This is a genomic window from Spirosoma sp. 48-14, from assembly GCF_001898575.1.
Lineage (GTDB): Bacteria > Bacteroidota > Bacteroidia > Cytophagales > Spirosomataceae > Spirosoma.
In genome coordinates this window covers 20,833-35,893 of record NZ_MKUD01000025.1, presented here as the reverse complement: position 1 = coordinate 35,893, position 15,061 = coordinate 20,833, and the positions used below count along the sequence as shown (strand labels likewise).

The 15,061-nt window shown below is 47.7% G+C and carries 18 protein-coding genes and 1 tRNA gene; 14 read left to right on the top strand and 5 right to left on the bottom strand.

Features of this window, described 5'->3' with window-relative positions:
- The first annotated feature begins 31 nt into the window (after positions 1-31).
- The 6 genes from BGO59_RS14805 to BGO59_RS14780 are packed head-to-tail and all read left to right on the top strand — an operon-like array spanning position 32 to position 3,244.
- The gene (locus tag BGO59_RS14805; RefSeq protein WP_293684396.1) at positions 32-1,018 is read left to right on the top strand and encodes an LPD1 domain-containing protein; all 987 of its coding nucleotides are present in this window, start codon (positions 32-34) and stop codon (positions 1,016-1,018) included.
- A complete protein-coding gene (locus BGO59_RS14800; protein ID WP_293684395.1) occupies positions 1,018-1,479 on the top strand; it encodes a hypothetical protein in 462 nt (153 codons plus the stop codon). Before BGO59_RS14805 ends, BGO59_RS14800 begins: the two co-directional genes overlap by 1 nt.
- 10 nt (positions 1,480-1,489) lie before the next feature.
- Positions 1,490-1,978, top strand: coding sequence for a hypothetical protein (locus tag BGO59_RS14795; protein ID WP_293684394.1), 489 nt, complete (start codon positions 1,490-1,492; stop codon positions 1,976-1,978).
- 3 nt (positions 1,979-1,981) lie between these two features.
- The gene (locus tag BGO59_RS14790) at positions 1,982-2,590 is read left to right on the top strand and encodes a hypothetical protein (RefSeq protein ID WP_293684393.1); all 609 of its coding nucleotides are present in this window, start codon (positions 1,982-1,984) and stop codon (positions 2,588-2,590) included.
- A gap of 12 nt (positions 2,591-2,602) precedes the next feature.
- Positions 2,603-2,938 (top strand): hypothetical protein, encoded by a 336-nt coding sequence (locus BGO59_RS14785; protein ID WP_293684392.1) that lies wholly within the window; start codon positions 2,603-2,605, stop codon positions 2,936-2,938.
- 39 nt (positions 2,939-2,977) lie between these two features.
- Entirely contained in the window at positions 2,978-3,244 is a 267-nt protein-coding gene (locus BGO59_RS14780) for a hypothetical protein (RefSeq protein ID WP_293684391.1), read from the top strand.
- 59 nt (positions 3,245-3,303) lie between these two features.
- On the opposite strand, the gene BGO59_RS14775 is transcribed toward BGO59_RS14780, so the two are convergent.
- The 4 genes from BGO59_RS14775 to BGO59_RS14760 form a co-directional block, all read right to left on the bottom strand.
- The gene (locus BGO59_RS14775; protein ID WP_293684390.1) at positions 3,304-3,873 is read right to left on the bottom strand and encodes a PKD domain-containing protein; all 570 of its coding nucleotides are present in this window, start codon (positions 3,871-3,873) and stop codon (positions 3,304-3,306) included.
- Positions 3,874-3,979: 106 nt separating this feature from the next.
- Positions 3,980-4,300 carry a hypothetical protein gene (locus tag BGO59_RS14770; protein ID WP_293684389.1) on the bottom strand — a complete coding sequence of 107 codons (321 nt, stop codon included), beginning with the start codon at positions 4,298-4,300 and terminating at the stop codon, positions 3,980-3,982.
- Positions 4,301-4,789: 489 nt separating this feature from the next.
- Complete coding sequence (locus tag BGO59_RS14765) at positions 4,790-6,049, bottom strand: phage integrase SAM-like domain-containing protein (protein ID WP_293684388.1); 1,260 nt, start codon at positions 6,047-6,049, stop codon at positions 4,790-4,792.
- Positions 6,050-6,321: 272 nt separating this feature from the next.
- Positions 6,322-6,406, bottom strand: a tRNA-Ser gene (locus BGO59_RS14760).
- Positions 6,407-6,581: 175 nt separating this feature from the next.
- Between BGO59_RS14760 and purL the strand changes: the two genes are divergently transcribed.
- From purL to BGO59_RS14725, 7 genes are all read left to right on the top strand, one after another.
- Positions 6,582-8,840, top strand: coding sequence for a phosphoribosylformylglycinamidine synthase subunit PurL (gene purL / locus BGO59_RS14755; RefSeq protein ID WP_293684387.1), 2,259 nt, complete (start codon positions 6,582-6,584; stop codon positions 8,838-8,840).
- Between the two features lie 93 nt (positions 8,841-8,933).
- Positions 8,934-9,263, top strand: a complete 330-nt coding sequence (locus BGO59_RS14750; RefSeq protein ID WP_293684386.1) for a Uma2 family endonuclease — start codon at positions 8,934-8,936, stop codon at positions 9,261-9,263.
- A gap of 66 nt (positions 9,264-9,329) precedes the next feature.
- A complete protein-coding gene (locus tag BGO59_RS14745) occupies positions 9,330-10,130 on the top strand; it encodes an inositol monophosphatase family protein (protein WP_293684385.1) in 801 nt (266 codons plus the stop codon).
- A 100-nt stretch (positions 10,131-10,230) separates the two neighbouring features.
- Entirely contained in the window at positions 10,231-10,767 is a 537-nt protein-coding gene (locus BGO59_RS14740; RefSeq protein WP_293684384.1) for a YfiT family bacillithiol transferase, read from the top strand.
- Between the two features lie 96 nt (positions 10,768-10,863).
- Positions 10,864-11,022 (top strand): FeoB-associated Cys-rich membrane protein, encoded by a 159-nt coding sequence (locus BGO59_RS14735; protein ID WP_293684383.1) that lies wholly within the window; start codon positions 10,864-10,866, stop codon positions 11,020-11,022.
- A 52-nt stretch (positions 11,023-11,074) separates the two neighbouring features.
- Positions 11,075-12,469: a DUF4403 family protein gene (locus BGO59_RS14730; RefSeq protein ID WP_293684382.1), complete on the top strand. Its 1,395-nt coding sequence runs from the start codon at positions 11,075-11,077 to the stop codon at positions 12,467-12,469.
- Positions 12,470-12,770: 301 nt separating this feature from the next.
- Positions 12,771-13,100, top strand: coding sequence for a hypothetical protein (locus BGO59_RS14725; protein ID WP_293684381.1), 330 nt, complete (start codon positions 12,771-12,773; stop codon positions 13,098-13,100).
- Positions 13,101-13,267: 167 nt separating this feature from the next.
- Here the strand turns inward: BGO59_RS14725 and BGO59_RS14720 are convergent, their stop codons facing one another.
- Entirely contained in the window at positions 13,268-13,993 is a 726-nt protein-coding gene (locus BGO59_RS14720; RefSeq protein WP_293684380.1) for an NUDIX domain-containing protein, read from the bottom strand.
- Between the two features lie 175 nt (positions 13,994-14,168).
- Here BGO59_RS14720 and BGO59_RS14715 point away from each other — a divergent pair, with 175 nt between their 5' ends.
- Positions 14,169-15,038 carry a ThuA domain-containing protein gene (locus BGO59_RS14715; RefSeq protein ID WP_293684379.1) on the top strand — a complete coding sequence of 290 codons (870 nt, stop codon included), beginning with the start codon at positions 14,169-14,171 and terminating at the stop codon, positions 15,036-15,038.
- The last annotated feature ends 23 nt before the right edge of the window (positions 15,039-15,061 follow it).

Genomic DNA, 15,061 nt, shown 5'->3' with positions numbered 1-15,061 from the left:
GACAGCTCGATTTGTAAAATATTCTTCGGTTATGATTCTTAAGAAACCCATCGCCAAACTTAGCAAAGTGGAAACCCGGCTTGGCCTGGTTCCGACCTTCGGTTCCAAAAAATACAGCGTCGATACCAACACCCGGATTTCGGTTGGTAGCCGACTCAATGACTACTGGGATGAGAATGGGTTTACGCAGGTGTACCGGGGTTTTTCCAAAACCAATCGGACGGTTTCTGCTGTCGATATTAACAGGGCGGTACTCAAGTTTCGCTTGAAGGGCATTGAGTTCGGTCGGTGGCTGACCAACGATGATGCCTACAATTACCTGGCGGCTTTGGTCATTGCGCTGTCGGATCTAACCAAGATCGTAGGCTATACCAATATTGGCTTTAGTGGTACGATTGGGATTGCGTTTGGTGCTCGTGGCTATCAGCACGCGGCCGGTCATTTCGAACCCGATACGATGATGATTAACCTCACGCGCTACAAACGCTACATCATCAATCCCCTGACCGGCCAAAAGATCGATGTCGATAAGAAAACCAAGTTTGTGGAAACCGGTGGGGTCGGTGCCCTGGCGCACGAGTACGGTCACGCGATTGATTATTTCTTTGGTACCTACGTCGAACAGGACCGCTTCTACCGCTCACTGACCTATGGGCACGATACGAGTCTGATAACCAAGAATGTCTATAAAAAAGGCACATTACGGTATCAGATGATTGAAATCATCAAGGCCATTCAACAGACGGCTTCGTACAATAAGATGCGAGACGGGCTGGTGAAGAAGGGGGAATCGGATTCCTACTGGCTTCGACACAATGAGTTATGGGCTAGACTCTTTGAAGTGTGGGTGAGCTACAAGATGCGCGAAAAAGGGATCACCAATACCTTTTTGCATAAGGAGAAATATAAGCGACTCGCTAAAACGATGGGCTGTTATCAGACGCAAACGGAGTTCAGTAAGATTCGGCCGCTAGTGGATAAATTGATGCGGGACATCGCAAAACTGGCTAGTAACTAATGTGGATCGCGTTCAAAAATCGGTTTCACGACAATGATGTACCGGGTATGATCATCGCGGGTTTTACCGGGTCGAACTGGATTCATTGTGAGCTGATCGATCCGGATGCCGGTATGTCGATTTCCAGTTGGGTGGGCACCGGTGGCGTAGCGATCCGGCCAACGACCCAGACGATTAGGCGAGCTCAGTACGTTGAGATTTATGATTTGGGTGCCTTCGATACATCAGACGTAGCCACCTTTCTAAAGTCACAGCTAGGAAAGGGGTATGACTGGCGAAGTATCTTTTTGACCTACGGCCTTCGGGCCGGGAGCGAGCGGCCGGATCAGTGGACGTGCGCGGAGCTGGTGTACCAGGCACTCACCCACACGCCGGTAAAGATTCAACCAGGCTTGACCGGTGTAACCCCTGGGAGCCTACGAGAGATGATTAGAAACGCGAATTATACTAGAATTCTTTAACCCTAAAGCTATGGGCTATAAAAGTGGTGATGTTGTTGGTGTCTGGCAAACTGGGCACTATGAAGGAAGCATATTTGGGCGTGAGTTTGTAGCGGAAACCTATACCTGGCGAGTTCGCTACATAGCTGACTATGATGTTTGGATCTTGACCGCTACGACCTCGCTTCCTAACTGGAATGGGCATGAAGTTGTCCAATCGGCTACGTATCTGAATCAGTGGAAAGACCACTTTAATGCTGATTTTGCCACCAGTAACTACGTCAATCTATTGGCGGATAATAAGATACTCAGTAAAATGAATCTGAGTAATGAACAGCAATTGGGGGATAACTATACCCGTGATAATAGTACCCCAATGCCTGATCCGGGTCCGAATGGCTTAGTTAAGCAGAACACTACGCCTACTCCAACACCAATAGGCAGTCAGTTCAATACGACCTATATTCTGATTGGCGCCATAGTCATTGTCATTGCGCTAATCATGGCTAAACGGAAATAAGTTATGCTACTCAATGCAACAGGCACTCAGTATGCGGTGCCGTTCTATTCGGCCTATATTAATGAGGACTGTAAGGTGAAATCAGTCCTGGCGGCTGACTACGTGCCGGTTTCCCAACTACCTGAAGGTTGCCAACAGGTTAATGCGCTAATTGAAGCGATTAACCAACCCTACACAGGCAATTCAACAGGCGAACGGTTAACCTGGTTGAAACGTCGTAGAACGCTTTTACTGCAAAGAGCCGAAGTGATTGCAAAGGCCTTAAAAGATTTAGGGAGTACAGATGTGGTAGACCATACGGCCGTGGATATACGTAGTATTTCCAGTATAGTTGGAACGTTTGCTTCTGCTGTTCCTGGATACGGTCAGGCGATTGGTTTGGCGGTCGCTACGGCTGGTCAGCTCATTGGTGGACTTATCGACACAACAAAAGGCAATATAGCCCGTCGTGATGAAGAAATTAGCTACTACAAAGCAGATTATAACCAATTGCAGGACATTCTAAATCAGACCAACCAGGAAATCGACAGGTTAAGCCTGGTTCAATATTCGCTTTGGGGTATTCTGGCAATCCTGTTAATTGTACTATTTGTGAAAAATAAAAAAAGTTAAATCACCAGAACCATGAAACAAGATCCGAAGAACACCGCCTTATTAGTCCTTTGTTTTGCTGTCCTTGCCTATGCAATTTATTCGTTGCTGAATAAGAACAAACAATCTGCTCAGACAACTTCGCAAACGACACAGAATCTAACCACAACGCAACAGCCAACTACACAAAGTTCTGTATCAAAGACGGATACATTGGCAGCTCTATTTGCGGTTACTCCTCAGAAATCGACACCGAATCTTGATTGGATTACGACTGTTTCACCATTTTTACAGGAGCGATTGAACACAATTCAGGCCGGATCGGCACAGGGTTCGCGTTTATTTGGATCGAACAAATCACTTATTTAGATCATAGGTTGGTAGTTAAACCGTAAACCTGTTCTTATTATGAAAGCATTGAAAATAATACTCGTGTTATTACTGGCCTACATCGTTTTTGCCACTTTGTACAATAATTTTCAAGATAAAAACAAGGCAGATGAAGAAAGGAAGATAGCCGAAGAAGAATCAAAACAACGTGCGGCTGCTATTTCACGGGGTGAAACTTACTCCCCTGCCAAGAAAGCTGTAAAAGTAGCTCACGTATTTAATCCGCTCAATTGGCTCATTGGGGCACCGTATGACAAAGGGCCATCTATAAACGTATCGGAATGACCATAGTAATCATAGGTTGGTAGTTAAAAAGCCCGTCTGAATCCAGACGGGCTTTTTTGTTAGCTCTTATATAATAATTGCTTTCGACACTCGCCATTAACTACCGTAATCTGACCATTCCAGTTTAGTGGTATAATATCATTAGACTTTCCTGTGAAATTATAAATACCAGCTGGAAGTGTTACTGTAACGTTACCTGCTGTTCCACAGTCAGGCCCAACATTACCTGAATAATAAACCGTGGTATTGCCTACATTGACTCCATTTACTGTAATTGTAATATTTCGGTTGTAGGTAGACCAAAAGATTACACTCCCTGTTGTGGGTAGATTTCTTATTTGGATTGTTTGCGTAGCGGAATCTGTTCCTCCATCTCCTTTTGCGGTTAGGGTTACATTGTAATCACTATTATACCCAAATTCAAATCGGGGTGAGACGGCTGTTGAATTACGGCCATCGCTGAGTGTCCATTGATAGGAAGTTGCATTTTTGGAATTATTAAGTAATACAACAGCTCCATTTGCTTGATAACTGATCGAAAAAGCTGCAACTGGTTTTGGTGGTGGATCATCTTTCTTACAACCGGAGAAAAGCACGATAAGGGGTAAGATGTAAACAAGGTGTTTCATAGTGGTAAATGGTTTTTGCTGGAAAGATAAGAGTACACATCATATACTAATGTATAGGTTTACTTTTCGGTCATAAAAAAGCCTGGTGGTTAACCAGGCTGCTTTTTTAGTCGATTTCTCCTTGATCGGTTTTGTAGTAGTGCGCCCGTTCGGCCTGGGCAACTAGGTACACCTTATCGAGCACGTCGTGACGCTCGGCCACTCGAAGAAGGGATTCGCGCCGGTTCTTTGGTAGACCAGGCAGGTAAATCCCATAGTAGGCGTGAACCTGATTGTAAATGCGTTTCCAGACTTCGGATTCAGCTTCACCACTGATTTTGGCGATGCTAAGAACCAGTAAATAAACCTGGGTGCGGTACTGATGACCACGAAAGGGAGAGCCACTTGCATAAGTGCCCCTACCGACATACTTTTGCGGGGTAGACATACTAGGTGATAGAATTGTTTACTTACCCCTTCGCTGGCTCTGACAGGAAATAGCGTTGGGGTTTTTTGTTAGTGATAACTGATTGATTGATAGGTTAATATACAATGAAAAAACCGCGTTTCCAAGCCAGAAACGCGGTTTTTTGTGTTTTATTCATGCTCCTGTTGAAGCGAAATTTTGTGTTTGATGCTCCGTTTGTAGTGGAGCTTTCGACAAGCCGAACAGTTACAGGGTCTACCTTGTGCCTTGAACTTGATTCCCCAACTATATGCCTTATCCAAGGGAATCTTATAGTTTCGTAATCGCTGGTGCCATTTACGCTTCTCAATTTGTGTTCGTTGGCCTTTGTTCATTTTCAGAATAATCTTTGGTTGCAGATCTGCTTTTTCTCCCTGAGCCTGGTTGATATCTGGCTGGCCAGTGCATGATCAGGGACCATTCAGCCCAAAAATTTCAGAATGCACCAAAGATTATTCTGAAATGGACTGTTTACGACTCCTGGACAACTTGGGGCTTTAAACCCAGTTCCCGGATTATGCGCCGTTCATCGATACTAGCATAGTTACCTAGATGCTGGATCGAACTTAAACCCATCATGCGTGCCGTCACGTGCAGATCGGTAGTGGATTCGTTCAGGTGACTATCCGCAAAGGTTTTCCGGGCGGCTTTACTGGTGAGCTGCTTATCGAATCCCAATAGGGCGGAAATGATCGTTAGGGCATCGTTGAACTGTGTACGACTATAAACCGGTAGCTTATCGAATCCCCCGTACTTGGCAGCCAGCTCAAAATTAATCGGTTTCAAATGAACGGTAAAGTACTTTCTGGTTTTGCTCCGTTTTTTCTTTAAGAACCATATACCTTCCCGTTCGGTCAGGGCGCTTTTGGGGTCAGCTACAAACCGGGTGTATTCACCTAAATGAGTACCAATGGCCTCCATAAACACAAAAGCATCCCGTACCCGCTCCAACCGGTTGGCCCGTTCTGGTTTAAGATTGAGCGATTGGAAATCGAACGTAGTCAGCCGCTCTAACTCTTCAGGGTATAAAAATACCCGGTCGTCGGGGTCGGGTTCTTCCGTGTAGATTTTATAGGGTGCTATGGGGTTACTGGGGATGATCTTTTTCAGCACGGCAAACGATACCAGGCGTTTTATATGGGCCAAGTGTTTAGCCAGATAGTTTACCTTGTAACGTTTACTACCCCAATTGCGAAAGCTAATCAGCCAAGACTCATCAATCTCATCGACGTAGGCCCGTGGCTGTTTGCTATCGAGTAGATACGCCGATATATTCTTGCAGTACTTAACGTTGGTCTTATAGGTATCGTGAGTGATAAATTCTTTTGTGGCCAGCTTAACCGGATCGCTGCTTACCTGATTTTTTTCATACTCGATAAACCGGTTCATCAGTGTTTGCAGGGTGCAACGTTCCTGACTCTTGCCCCGGTATACATCAAGTACCTGGGTAGCCTGCAACTGAGTATCGTCCTGGTCTAGTCGATTAAACGCTTTTTTCAGATTGACCCGGATTCGGTCCAGCAGTTCATTGTCCTGGTCTGCGGTTGGCCAGCCATCGGAAATTTTCTGTTTGGTCTGATTCCAGAATTTTGGGTGGACTTTTACACCAGTGGTTTGATCGGCCGTTCGACCATTGACGGTGATTCGGGCGTAGATAGCCACATCGGTGGGTTTGGGCTTTCCTTTTTTCGATTTGCGATAATTCCGGCGTAACTTGAACAAGATCTGCATTCGATTGAGAAAAAACATAGCTCACAATATTTTGGTGAGCTATCGCAGACAACATAAATTTTGCTGAATATGGAGATTTGTATATTAAATGGTATTCATATTAGTTAATGAGCTACTTAACCAGTGTACCCGATTTTAAAAAATGTGACTCCGATTTTGTACCTGTTTGGTAACTAGTATGAATAACAGGAAATTAGGAGCGAAACGGGCATAAAAAAAACCAGCTCGCTCGGTGCAAACTGGCTTTTCTGAGTTCCCCTGCGATGGGGTTGCAGAGAGAGAGGGATTCGAACCCCCGGACCTGTTACAGTCTTCGGTTTTCAAGACCGACGCAATCGACCACTCTGCCATCTCTCTTTCTGGGTGCAAATATACAAGCCTTTTAAGATTTGTCAACCCATACCGGGGCAATTTTAGGCAAAAAGCCTAATTTTGGACCAGATTTAAAGAGTGAAAGAGCGAAAGAGTGAATGAGCGGAATGTAACCGCCTTCTTTTAACCGCTCTTTCGCTCTTTCACTCTTTCGCTCTTTATGGATACCCTCGAAACGCTCCCTACTGTTGAAACCGCCCGGAAGCTGGGCCTGTTACCGGATGAATTTGACCGCATTGCCCAGATTCTGGGGCGGAAACCCAACTTTACCGAACTGAGTATCTTCTCGGTGATGTGGTCCGAACACTGCTCCTATAAGAATTCGATCGTCTGGCTTAAAACCCTGCCGCGCGATTCGGAACGGATGCTGGCCAAAGCTGGGGAAGAAAATGCCGGTCTGGTCGATATTGGCGATGGGCTGGCCTGTTCGTTCAAGATCGAATCGCACAACCACCCGTCGGCGCTGGAACCCTACCAGGGAGCCGCTACCGGGGTAGGGGGCATCAACCGGGATATTTTTACGATGGGTGCCCGCCCTATTGCCCAGCTCAACTCGCTCCGGTTTGGCGACCTGAGCCTGACCAAAACCCGCCGTCTGCTGCGGGGTGTTGTGAAAGGCATCGGCGATTACGGCAATGCATTCGGTATCCCAACCGTTGGCGGGGAGATTTATTTTGATGAGTGCTACAATACCAACCCACTCGTGAATGCCTTCTCGGCCGGGATTGTCGAAGTCGGAAAGGTGGCTAAGGCAACCAGCTATGGGGTCGGTAACCCTGTGTTTATTGTGGGGTCGGCTACGGGTAAAGATGGTATCCACGGCGCTACGTTTGCCTCGGAAGATATCACGGCCGCTTCGACCGACAAACTGCCTGCGGTGCAGGTAGGCGACCCGTTCATGGAAAAACTCCTGCTCGAAGCCACCCTCGAAATTATCGCTACTGGCTACGTAATCGGGATTCAGGATATGGGTGCGGCTGGGATCATCTGCTCGACTTCGGAAATGAGTGCCAAAGGCGAACACGGTATGATTATCGACCTCGACAAAGTGCCGACCCGGCAACCCAACATGGCCCCGTTTGAGATTCTGCTGTCGGAGTCGCAGGAGCGCATGCTGGTGGTTATCGAGAAAGGCAAGGAATCGGTCATTCAGGCTATTTTCGACAAGTGGGATCTGAACTGCGCCCAGATTGGCGAGGTAACCCCCCCGGACGCTGAAGGAGTCGGTAGATTGCATTTCTACCGCTATGGCGAATTGGTTGCCGATGTACCTGCCTACGATCTGGTGCTGGGTGGCGGTGCTCCGCAGTATCAGCGTGAATACAAAGAACCGGCTTATATAAATGAGTACGCCAAATTCGATCCGTCGGACGTCGATGACATCGAAGCGTCGGAGATTGCCGACGTAGCCAAACACTTGCTGTCGCACCCGAATATCTGCTCACGGAAGTGGGTATACGAGCAATACGACTCGATGGTGGGAACGGCCAACCGGAGCACCAATGCGCCGTCGGATGCTGCGGTAGTACGGGTTAAAGGCCCCGGCTTGCCCGAGACTGATAAATCCATCGTGATTACCGTCGACTGCAACAGCCGATACGTCAATGCCAACCCAAGACAGGGAGCCATGATCGCCGTGGCCGAAGCCTGTCGAAACATTGTTTGTTCGGGCGGGGAGCCACTGGCCGTAACCAATAATCTCAATTTCGGAAACCCCTATGTACCGGAAGTGTACTGGCATTTTGTCGAAGCCGTACAGGGAATGGGTGAAGCCTGCCGTCGGTTCAGTACGCCGGTAACGGGTGGCAACGTGAGCTTCTACAACCAAAGCTCCGACGATGGTCCGGTGTTCCCAACGCCGACCATTGGTATGCTTGGGCTTATGGAAAATCCAGTGCACCAGACGACGCTGAATTTCAAAGCGACTGGCGATCTGATCTACCTGGTTGGGCCATCGACCAGCGACATCGCGTCGTCGGAATACCTCTATTCGTACCGAGGTATCAACGCATCGCCCGCTCCCTATTTCGACTTTGAAACCGAATGGCGTGTGCAGGAAGGCATCAAAACGATGATTCGGAACGGCTGGCTTCAGTCGGCACACGACGTATCGGATGGTGGGTTGTTCGTCACGCTGGCAGAGTCGGCCATGACGGGGAACAAAGGGTTTGCTATCGAGTCTGATACGCGCTACCGGGCCGATGCGTTCCTGTTTGGTGAGAGCCAGAGCCGGGTGGTCATTTCGGTTTCGCCCGATCAGCAACAGCATGTCGTTAAGTATCTCGAAGATAGCATCCTGCCGTTCCAGTTCCTGGGTACTGTAACCGATGGTGATTTCAGCATCGATACGGCAACGGTTATGTCGGTGTCGGATGCGAAAGGGCTGTATGATAACGCACTAGGCGAAATCATGAAGTAATAATCCGGGGCATTTACCGAACAGGGCACGGTTCATTCGACCTATGCGAATCGCGGTTTTGTTCAGTAAATGCCCCGCAAAATGAATGTTGGTATGCTTGCTAATCAGCCCAGATCATCGTATAGATATACCATTGACGAATACCTGACTCTGGAGGAGAAGAGCGAAGTTCGCCATGAGTTTTACAATGGTGAACTGTATGCCATAGCAGGCGGAACGGTTAATCATAATCTGTTGATTGATAATGTAAAAGATCAGTTAAAGGGGCAAACGAAGGCCAAAGGGTGTAGGGTATTTACAGAAAATATGAAAGTAGATGTTCTGTCAGGTATGTATATGCCTTACCCGGATGTCGTTTTAACCTGTCATGACAGCATTGAGCTACTACCCGAAGCTGATGATCTGATTGCCGACGAACTATAATATAGAGCGGGTGGGTAGCACGCTTTTTTTCAGTATAAACGCGGGTTACCACCCGCACCACCGATAATGCCTCAGGATTTAGCTGCATTGACTCGCGAAATTTGTCTGATTGCCACCGAAGCTGGCGCGTTTCTCATTCAGGAGCGGCAGAAGTTTCAGCGGGAGTCGATTGAATACAAAGGATTGAACAACCTGGTTTCGTATGTCGATAAAGAAACCGAAAAACAACTGGTCGATAAACTAAGCCGGTTGCTGCCCGAAGCGGGTTTTATTACTGAAGAAGGAACAACGGGTCAGGAGGCCGATCAGAGTGCCCTAAACTGGATCATCGATCCGCTCGATGGAACGGCTAATTTCATTCACGGTCTTCCGGTTTTCTCGGTCAGCATTGGCCTGGCGCAGGGTAAAACGCCCATTGCTGGTGTTGTCTACGATCCGAACCGCGACGAATGTTTCTCGGCCTGGAAGGGCGGAGGAGCCTATTGCAACGGAACAAAGATTTCGGTTTCTCCGGCAACAACCCTGGGCGAAAGCCTGATCGCTACCGGGTTCCCGTACTACCGCTTTGATCAAATGCAGCGATATCTGCACATCCTGGAGTCGCTTATGCAGCGCACGCATGGGTTGCGCCGGATGGGGTCAGCTGCTATCGATCTGGCGTATGTGGCCTGTGGGCGGTTCGAAGCCTTTTACGAATACAACCTCAATTCGTGGGATATGGCTGCCGGGGTACTGCTGGTGCAGGAAGCGGGCGGGGTGGTTACCAACTTCAGTGGGGGCGACGATTTTCTGTTCGAGGGCGATGTGGTAGCGGCCTGTGGTGTCCACCCGGAACTGATTCAGGCCATTCAGGAACATTGGGAATGATCGGCAAACGCTGACCGGACTAGTCAGGTTTTGACGATCGGATGAGTTGATCCATCCAAATCCTATGCTATTTGCACTGACACGCTAATGACAAAGACCTATGCAAGACCTCGATGCACTCCGTTACCCCATTGGCGATTTCGTGTACGGAAAAACATATTCCGCCGAAGAAACCCGGCAGCACCTGGCTGATATTGACGAACTACCAATCAAATTAACCGAACTCGTTGGCAAGTGGGGGGATGATCGACTTGATACACCCTACCGGCCCGCAGGATGGACGGTTCGGCAACTGGTTCATCACATTGCCGATAGCCATATCAATGCCTATGTGCGTACCAAACTGGGATTGACGGAGTCGAACCCGACTATTTCGCCTTATGAAGAAGGGGAATGGGCCAAACTCCCTGACTCAAAACTGGCTATTGCTCCTTCGCTGGTTATTCTTCGGAATCTGCATCAGCGCTGGGTGACTATTCTGTCATCGCTGTCCGATGCGGATTTGCAGCGTACCTATTTCCATCCGGGCAGTAAACGTGAATTTACCATTCAGGAAGTTATTGCCATGTATGCCTGGCATGGCGAACACCACTACCAGCATGCCTATCGACTGGCCGAACGGAACGGATGGGTGTGAAAAAATGTATAATGAGTAATGTAAAATGATTAATGTGTCGAGCATGTTAAGTCAATTTATTATCCATTTTTCATTTTACATTATTCATTTAATGATATGCAGGAACTCATCATATTTCTGGTTTTTGCCGGGGCATTAGCCTATCTGGGCCGACGCGTGTATCGAAGTTTTTTTGCGTCGAAGCAGGCAGGTTGCGGCAAAGGATGTGGGTGTGCCGTTGAGACAAAACCGGGCGTTCGGTTAACCGAAAAGTGAATATTAAAAGCCTGGTTTAACATTTTGTTCATCCGATAGTTTTGTTGTTGCTATGAAAGCTCAACAAATCATCGGATTTTTTATATTCCTTGTTCTTATAGCCAGTCTGGATGGTTGTAAACGGGTCCGCCCGGATGCGCCAGTTGCTGAGGATTTCGAACCCGCTATCGAAGACCCTGTTTCCTTTATGGCAGGGCATCTCACCTTTAATATCCGTGATTTAGAAGCCAAGGTTAATAAAGCGCTTTCAACTACACTCGTCACGGAAGAGACGTTTCAAGGGCGTAAGGGCGAAGCCTGGCGATTGCGGGTGGAGCGAACAGGCCCTATTCAGATTAAGTACCAGAATCGGCGGGTGTATTTTTCGGCTCCTCTGCAAGTCTGGTATACAAATCCAATAGGCCTGCGTAAAAGTGAAAACCGGAAAAGCCGACGTCTCTGTGCCTTAGCCGTCAATTTCACCAGTCCGGTAGGGGTAGGGCCCAACTGGCACCTGCTCACCAATTCCCGATTTGAAGAGTATCACTGGACCCAGAAACCGACTGTCCGGCTGTTGGGTATCAGGGTGAGTGTGCAGAAAATTGCGGAAACAATCCTGGACAAGCGTAAGGCTGATATTGAGCAGGCTATCGATCGGGCCGTTCACCGGAGTATTCGGCTCGACAAGCAGGTAAGTAAGGTTTGGCGCGATATGCAGAAACCCCTGCGCGTGGCTAAAAAGCCTGAAAATATCTGGCTCATTCCCAGGCCGTTTAGTATTGCCGTTGCGCCGGTTATGGGTAATGATCAGCAGATTACTGTACCTATTCAAATTGCGTTTCGGGTTGATACCCGGCTTGGGCCTCAACCAACGATGGATTCGCTGGAGCAATTACCGCGGCTTTTGCGCCGAAAAGTATTGCCCGAATCGGCGCGTCTGGAAGTGCTGGCGACCATTCCCTATACCGATATTAATCAGGTGCTAGCCAAGACACTGGATCGGGAAAAGCTGAATCTGGTAGGGGGGAACGTGAAAATCAAAAATGCAATGCTCTACGGTAGCGGTCGTAAACTCATTCTCAAAACAGATGTGGCAGGGGCGGTGCACGGAACGCTGTATTTTCATGGCACACCAGTTTACGACACGCTGACCAACACCCTGCGTATGCGGGACGTCGATTTTGATGTCGATACGAAAGAGAAGCTGTTTGCTACAGCCGACTGGCTCCTGCACGACAACCTGCGGGATACCATTCAGGCGGCTATGGTTGTTCCGCTGCGGCATCCTATTTCGACCATTCCTGAAAAAATTGAGACTGCATTTGCTCATGCGAAAGTCGGCCAGAAAACTGATCTGGACATCGATACATTCCGACTGGTTCCCCAACGCATCGTGGTTCGGCCCGAAGGGGTTCAGGTGTTGATCAAAGTAAAATCCCGAGTGACGGTAAACGTGAAGAAGTTGTAGCTGAAGCTGTTTAAACTTTTACAAATTGAGGCCAAACAGGTGCGTTTTTGTCATGCTGACGCAGGAAGCATCTTCAGTAGCGGCTATAATTCCAACTACTGAAGATGCTTCCTGCGTCAGCATGACAAAACGGGCCAATTGCTGGTCTGAGCAAGAAAGTTTAAACAGCTTCAGTTATTGAAAACGTCTGCTATCACTTATACTACGTTTACACCAGAAAGTAAAAACAGTATTCTCGCTGCGACGTTACAACCTATCTGCGTCTGAAAGACTCCCGGTAGTGAACGAATCTCGGTTGCCAATGAAACATAGTTTATTAAGTGTATGGGTGCTCCTGGCTTTTGCTCTCGCGGGTTGTACGAAAACAGTTGCTGTCGAGCCCACACTCGATCCTAAAACAGATCCTTTAAAAAATTACACCCAGAATTTGCAGCAGGCCCAAGACTGGTTACCTGGAAAATGGAAGCTAGCAAAGGTGTACGCAATGATTCCTGAGCCTGCGGTACCAAACGTAGAACTGGTGGTTGATACGAGCCAGATTCGTGTGATAGAAGACGGTAGTCAGATTGATGTAGTTGACTATGCGTTAGTTAAACGGGATTCTAGTCTGATCATACAAACAAATGCCTAGCCCAGAGAGGACAACTGGTATGTCCGTAACCCTGGCTTGTATATGAATGCTACCCGAATGTACCTGGATCTGGGCAGGGCGATAGATGGACCGGCTTTTGAATTCAGTAAAGTAAATTAACCCTGCATCATTACCCCTCTATACACTGATCAACCGAGCAGAGTAAATTACTTCTGAAATCGGTACAGGTAGGGGGCTTTGTTGGCAGCGCCCGTAAACTTCTTCTCCAGCCGCTCCAGTACGTTCATATCCAGGATCTTTTTCTGGAAATTATTACGGGCAAACGGCTGGTCGAAAATGGCTTCATACAGTTCCTGAACCTCTTTCATGGTGAAGGTTTCGGGAAGCAGATTAAACGCGATCAGTTTTCGATCAAGGTTTAGGCGTAGCGTTTCCAGCGCCTGCACTACCATATCGTTGTGGTCCATAATCATAGTTGGCAACTCTTTGACATTATACCAGTCTACCGAATCGTCCAGCTCCGATTTCTGAGGATGCGTCGTGTTGATGTCAACCAGGGCGTAGTAGCCAATCGAAACAAATCGTTTGGCCAGCCACTGCATGCCCGATTCATCCAGAATCCCCTTGTCGACCCATTCATCCCGTAAGGTCGTAAGTCCTTTGAAAACCTCGTGATTTATACGGTTCGGCCCCCCAAACACATGGTACTGCTCCAGGTAGATATCTTTTAGTCCGGTACGTTCTTCCAGAATCCGCTTGGCAGCCTGATCGATGCCTTCTTCGTGCCTGATAAATCCGCCGGGCAACGCCCAGAGCGGTTGTTTCATGTTGATTCGGGAAATCAGCACTTTTAGCTCAGCGTCTTTATAACCAAATATGACACAGTCGATGGAGAGTTGATGGATGAAGGATTCTTCGTCAAATAATTTCATGAGTAATGGTGTTAGCGAGGAGTTTCGATAAGAATGGTATTCTGTAAAGACAAAATAATGAAAAATTTATTGTCTATTTTTTAGACAATAAAAAAACTTATTCCATACCTTTGTTAAGGTGAGCGCTAAATCATTTGAAACCAACGCGCAAAGAACCCTGACAAATGCCGGATTTATGAAGAAGGTGGTTAAAATCATTGCGGGGGTCGTTTTGGGCCTCATTGTCCTGTTAGGTATTGCCGCCGGAGTTTTTTTCTACAAAGTAAAAAATGGCTTCCCGGTATCGTACGAGACAGAAGCCCCGCAAATTACGTTTCCAGCCGATAAACCCGCCATTTTACTGTTCTCAAAAACTACAGGCTTTCGTCATGGGGTGTCCATAGAAGTATCCAGGCCGGTTATCAAAGCGCTGGCCGCGAAAAACAACTGGTTCGTTTACGATACGGAAGAGGGGGGCGTGTTTAATCCTGAACAACTGACAAAGTTCAGTACGGTGATTTTCAACAACTCGACCGGGGAGGTGATCAACGATGAGCAGAAACGGGCCCTGGAGCAATATGTGGAAAATGGCGGTAGCCTGATGGGGATTCACGGTGCTGGCGACGACTCCCATCATTGGGATTGGTACGAGCAGCATTTGCTGGGGGCAAAGTTTTCGCATCACCCTCTCAGCCCTCAGTTTCAACTGGCAGATGTAGTACTTGACCCGCAGAAAGACAGTCTATTCAGCCAGTTGCCTCAAAAATGGTCGCATACAGACGAATGGTATGTCTTTTTTGAAAACCCCCGCAAAAAAGGATTCAACATCATTTATACCATTAATGGGGAAACCATCAACCCGAGTGGGAATATGCTGTTCATGACCTCGAAAAACTTTGGTATGGGCAAAGATCACCCTGTGGCCTGGTACAAGCAGACGGGCAAAGGCCGCACGTTCTATACGTCAATGGGGCATAACGAAATCGCCTGGCAAAACGAAAACTTCGTGAAGCTTCTGGAAACGGCTTTACAATGGACCAACCAGCAGCGCCAGGGGCATTTTTGACTCGTTTGATTATTCTGTGATTT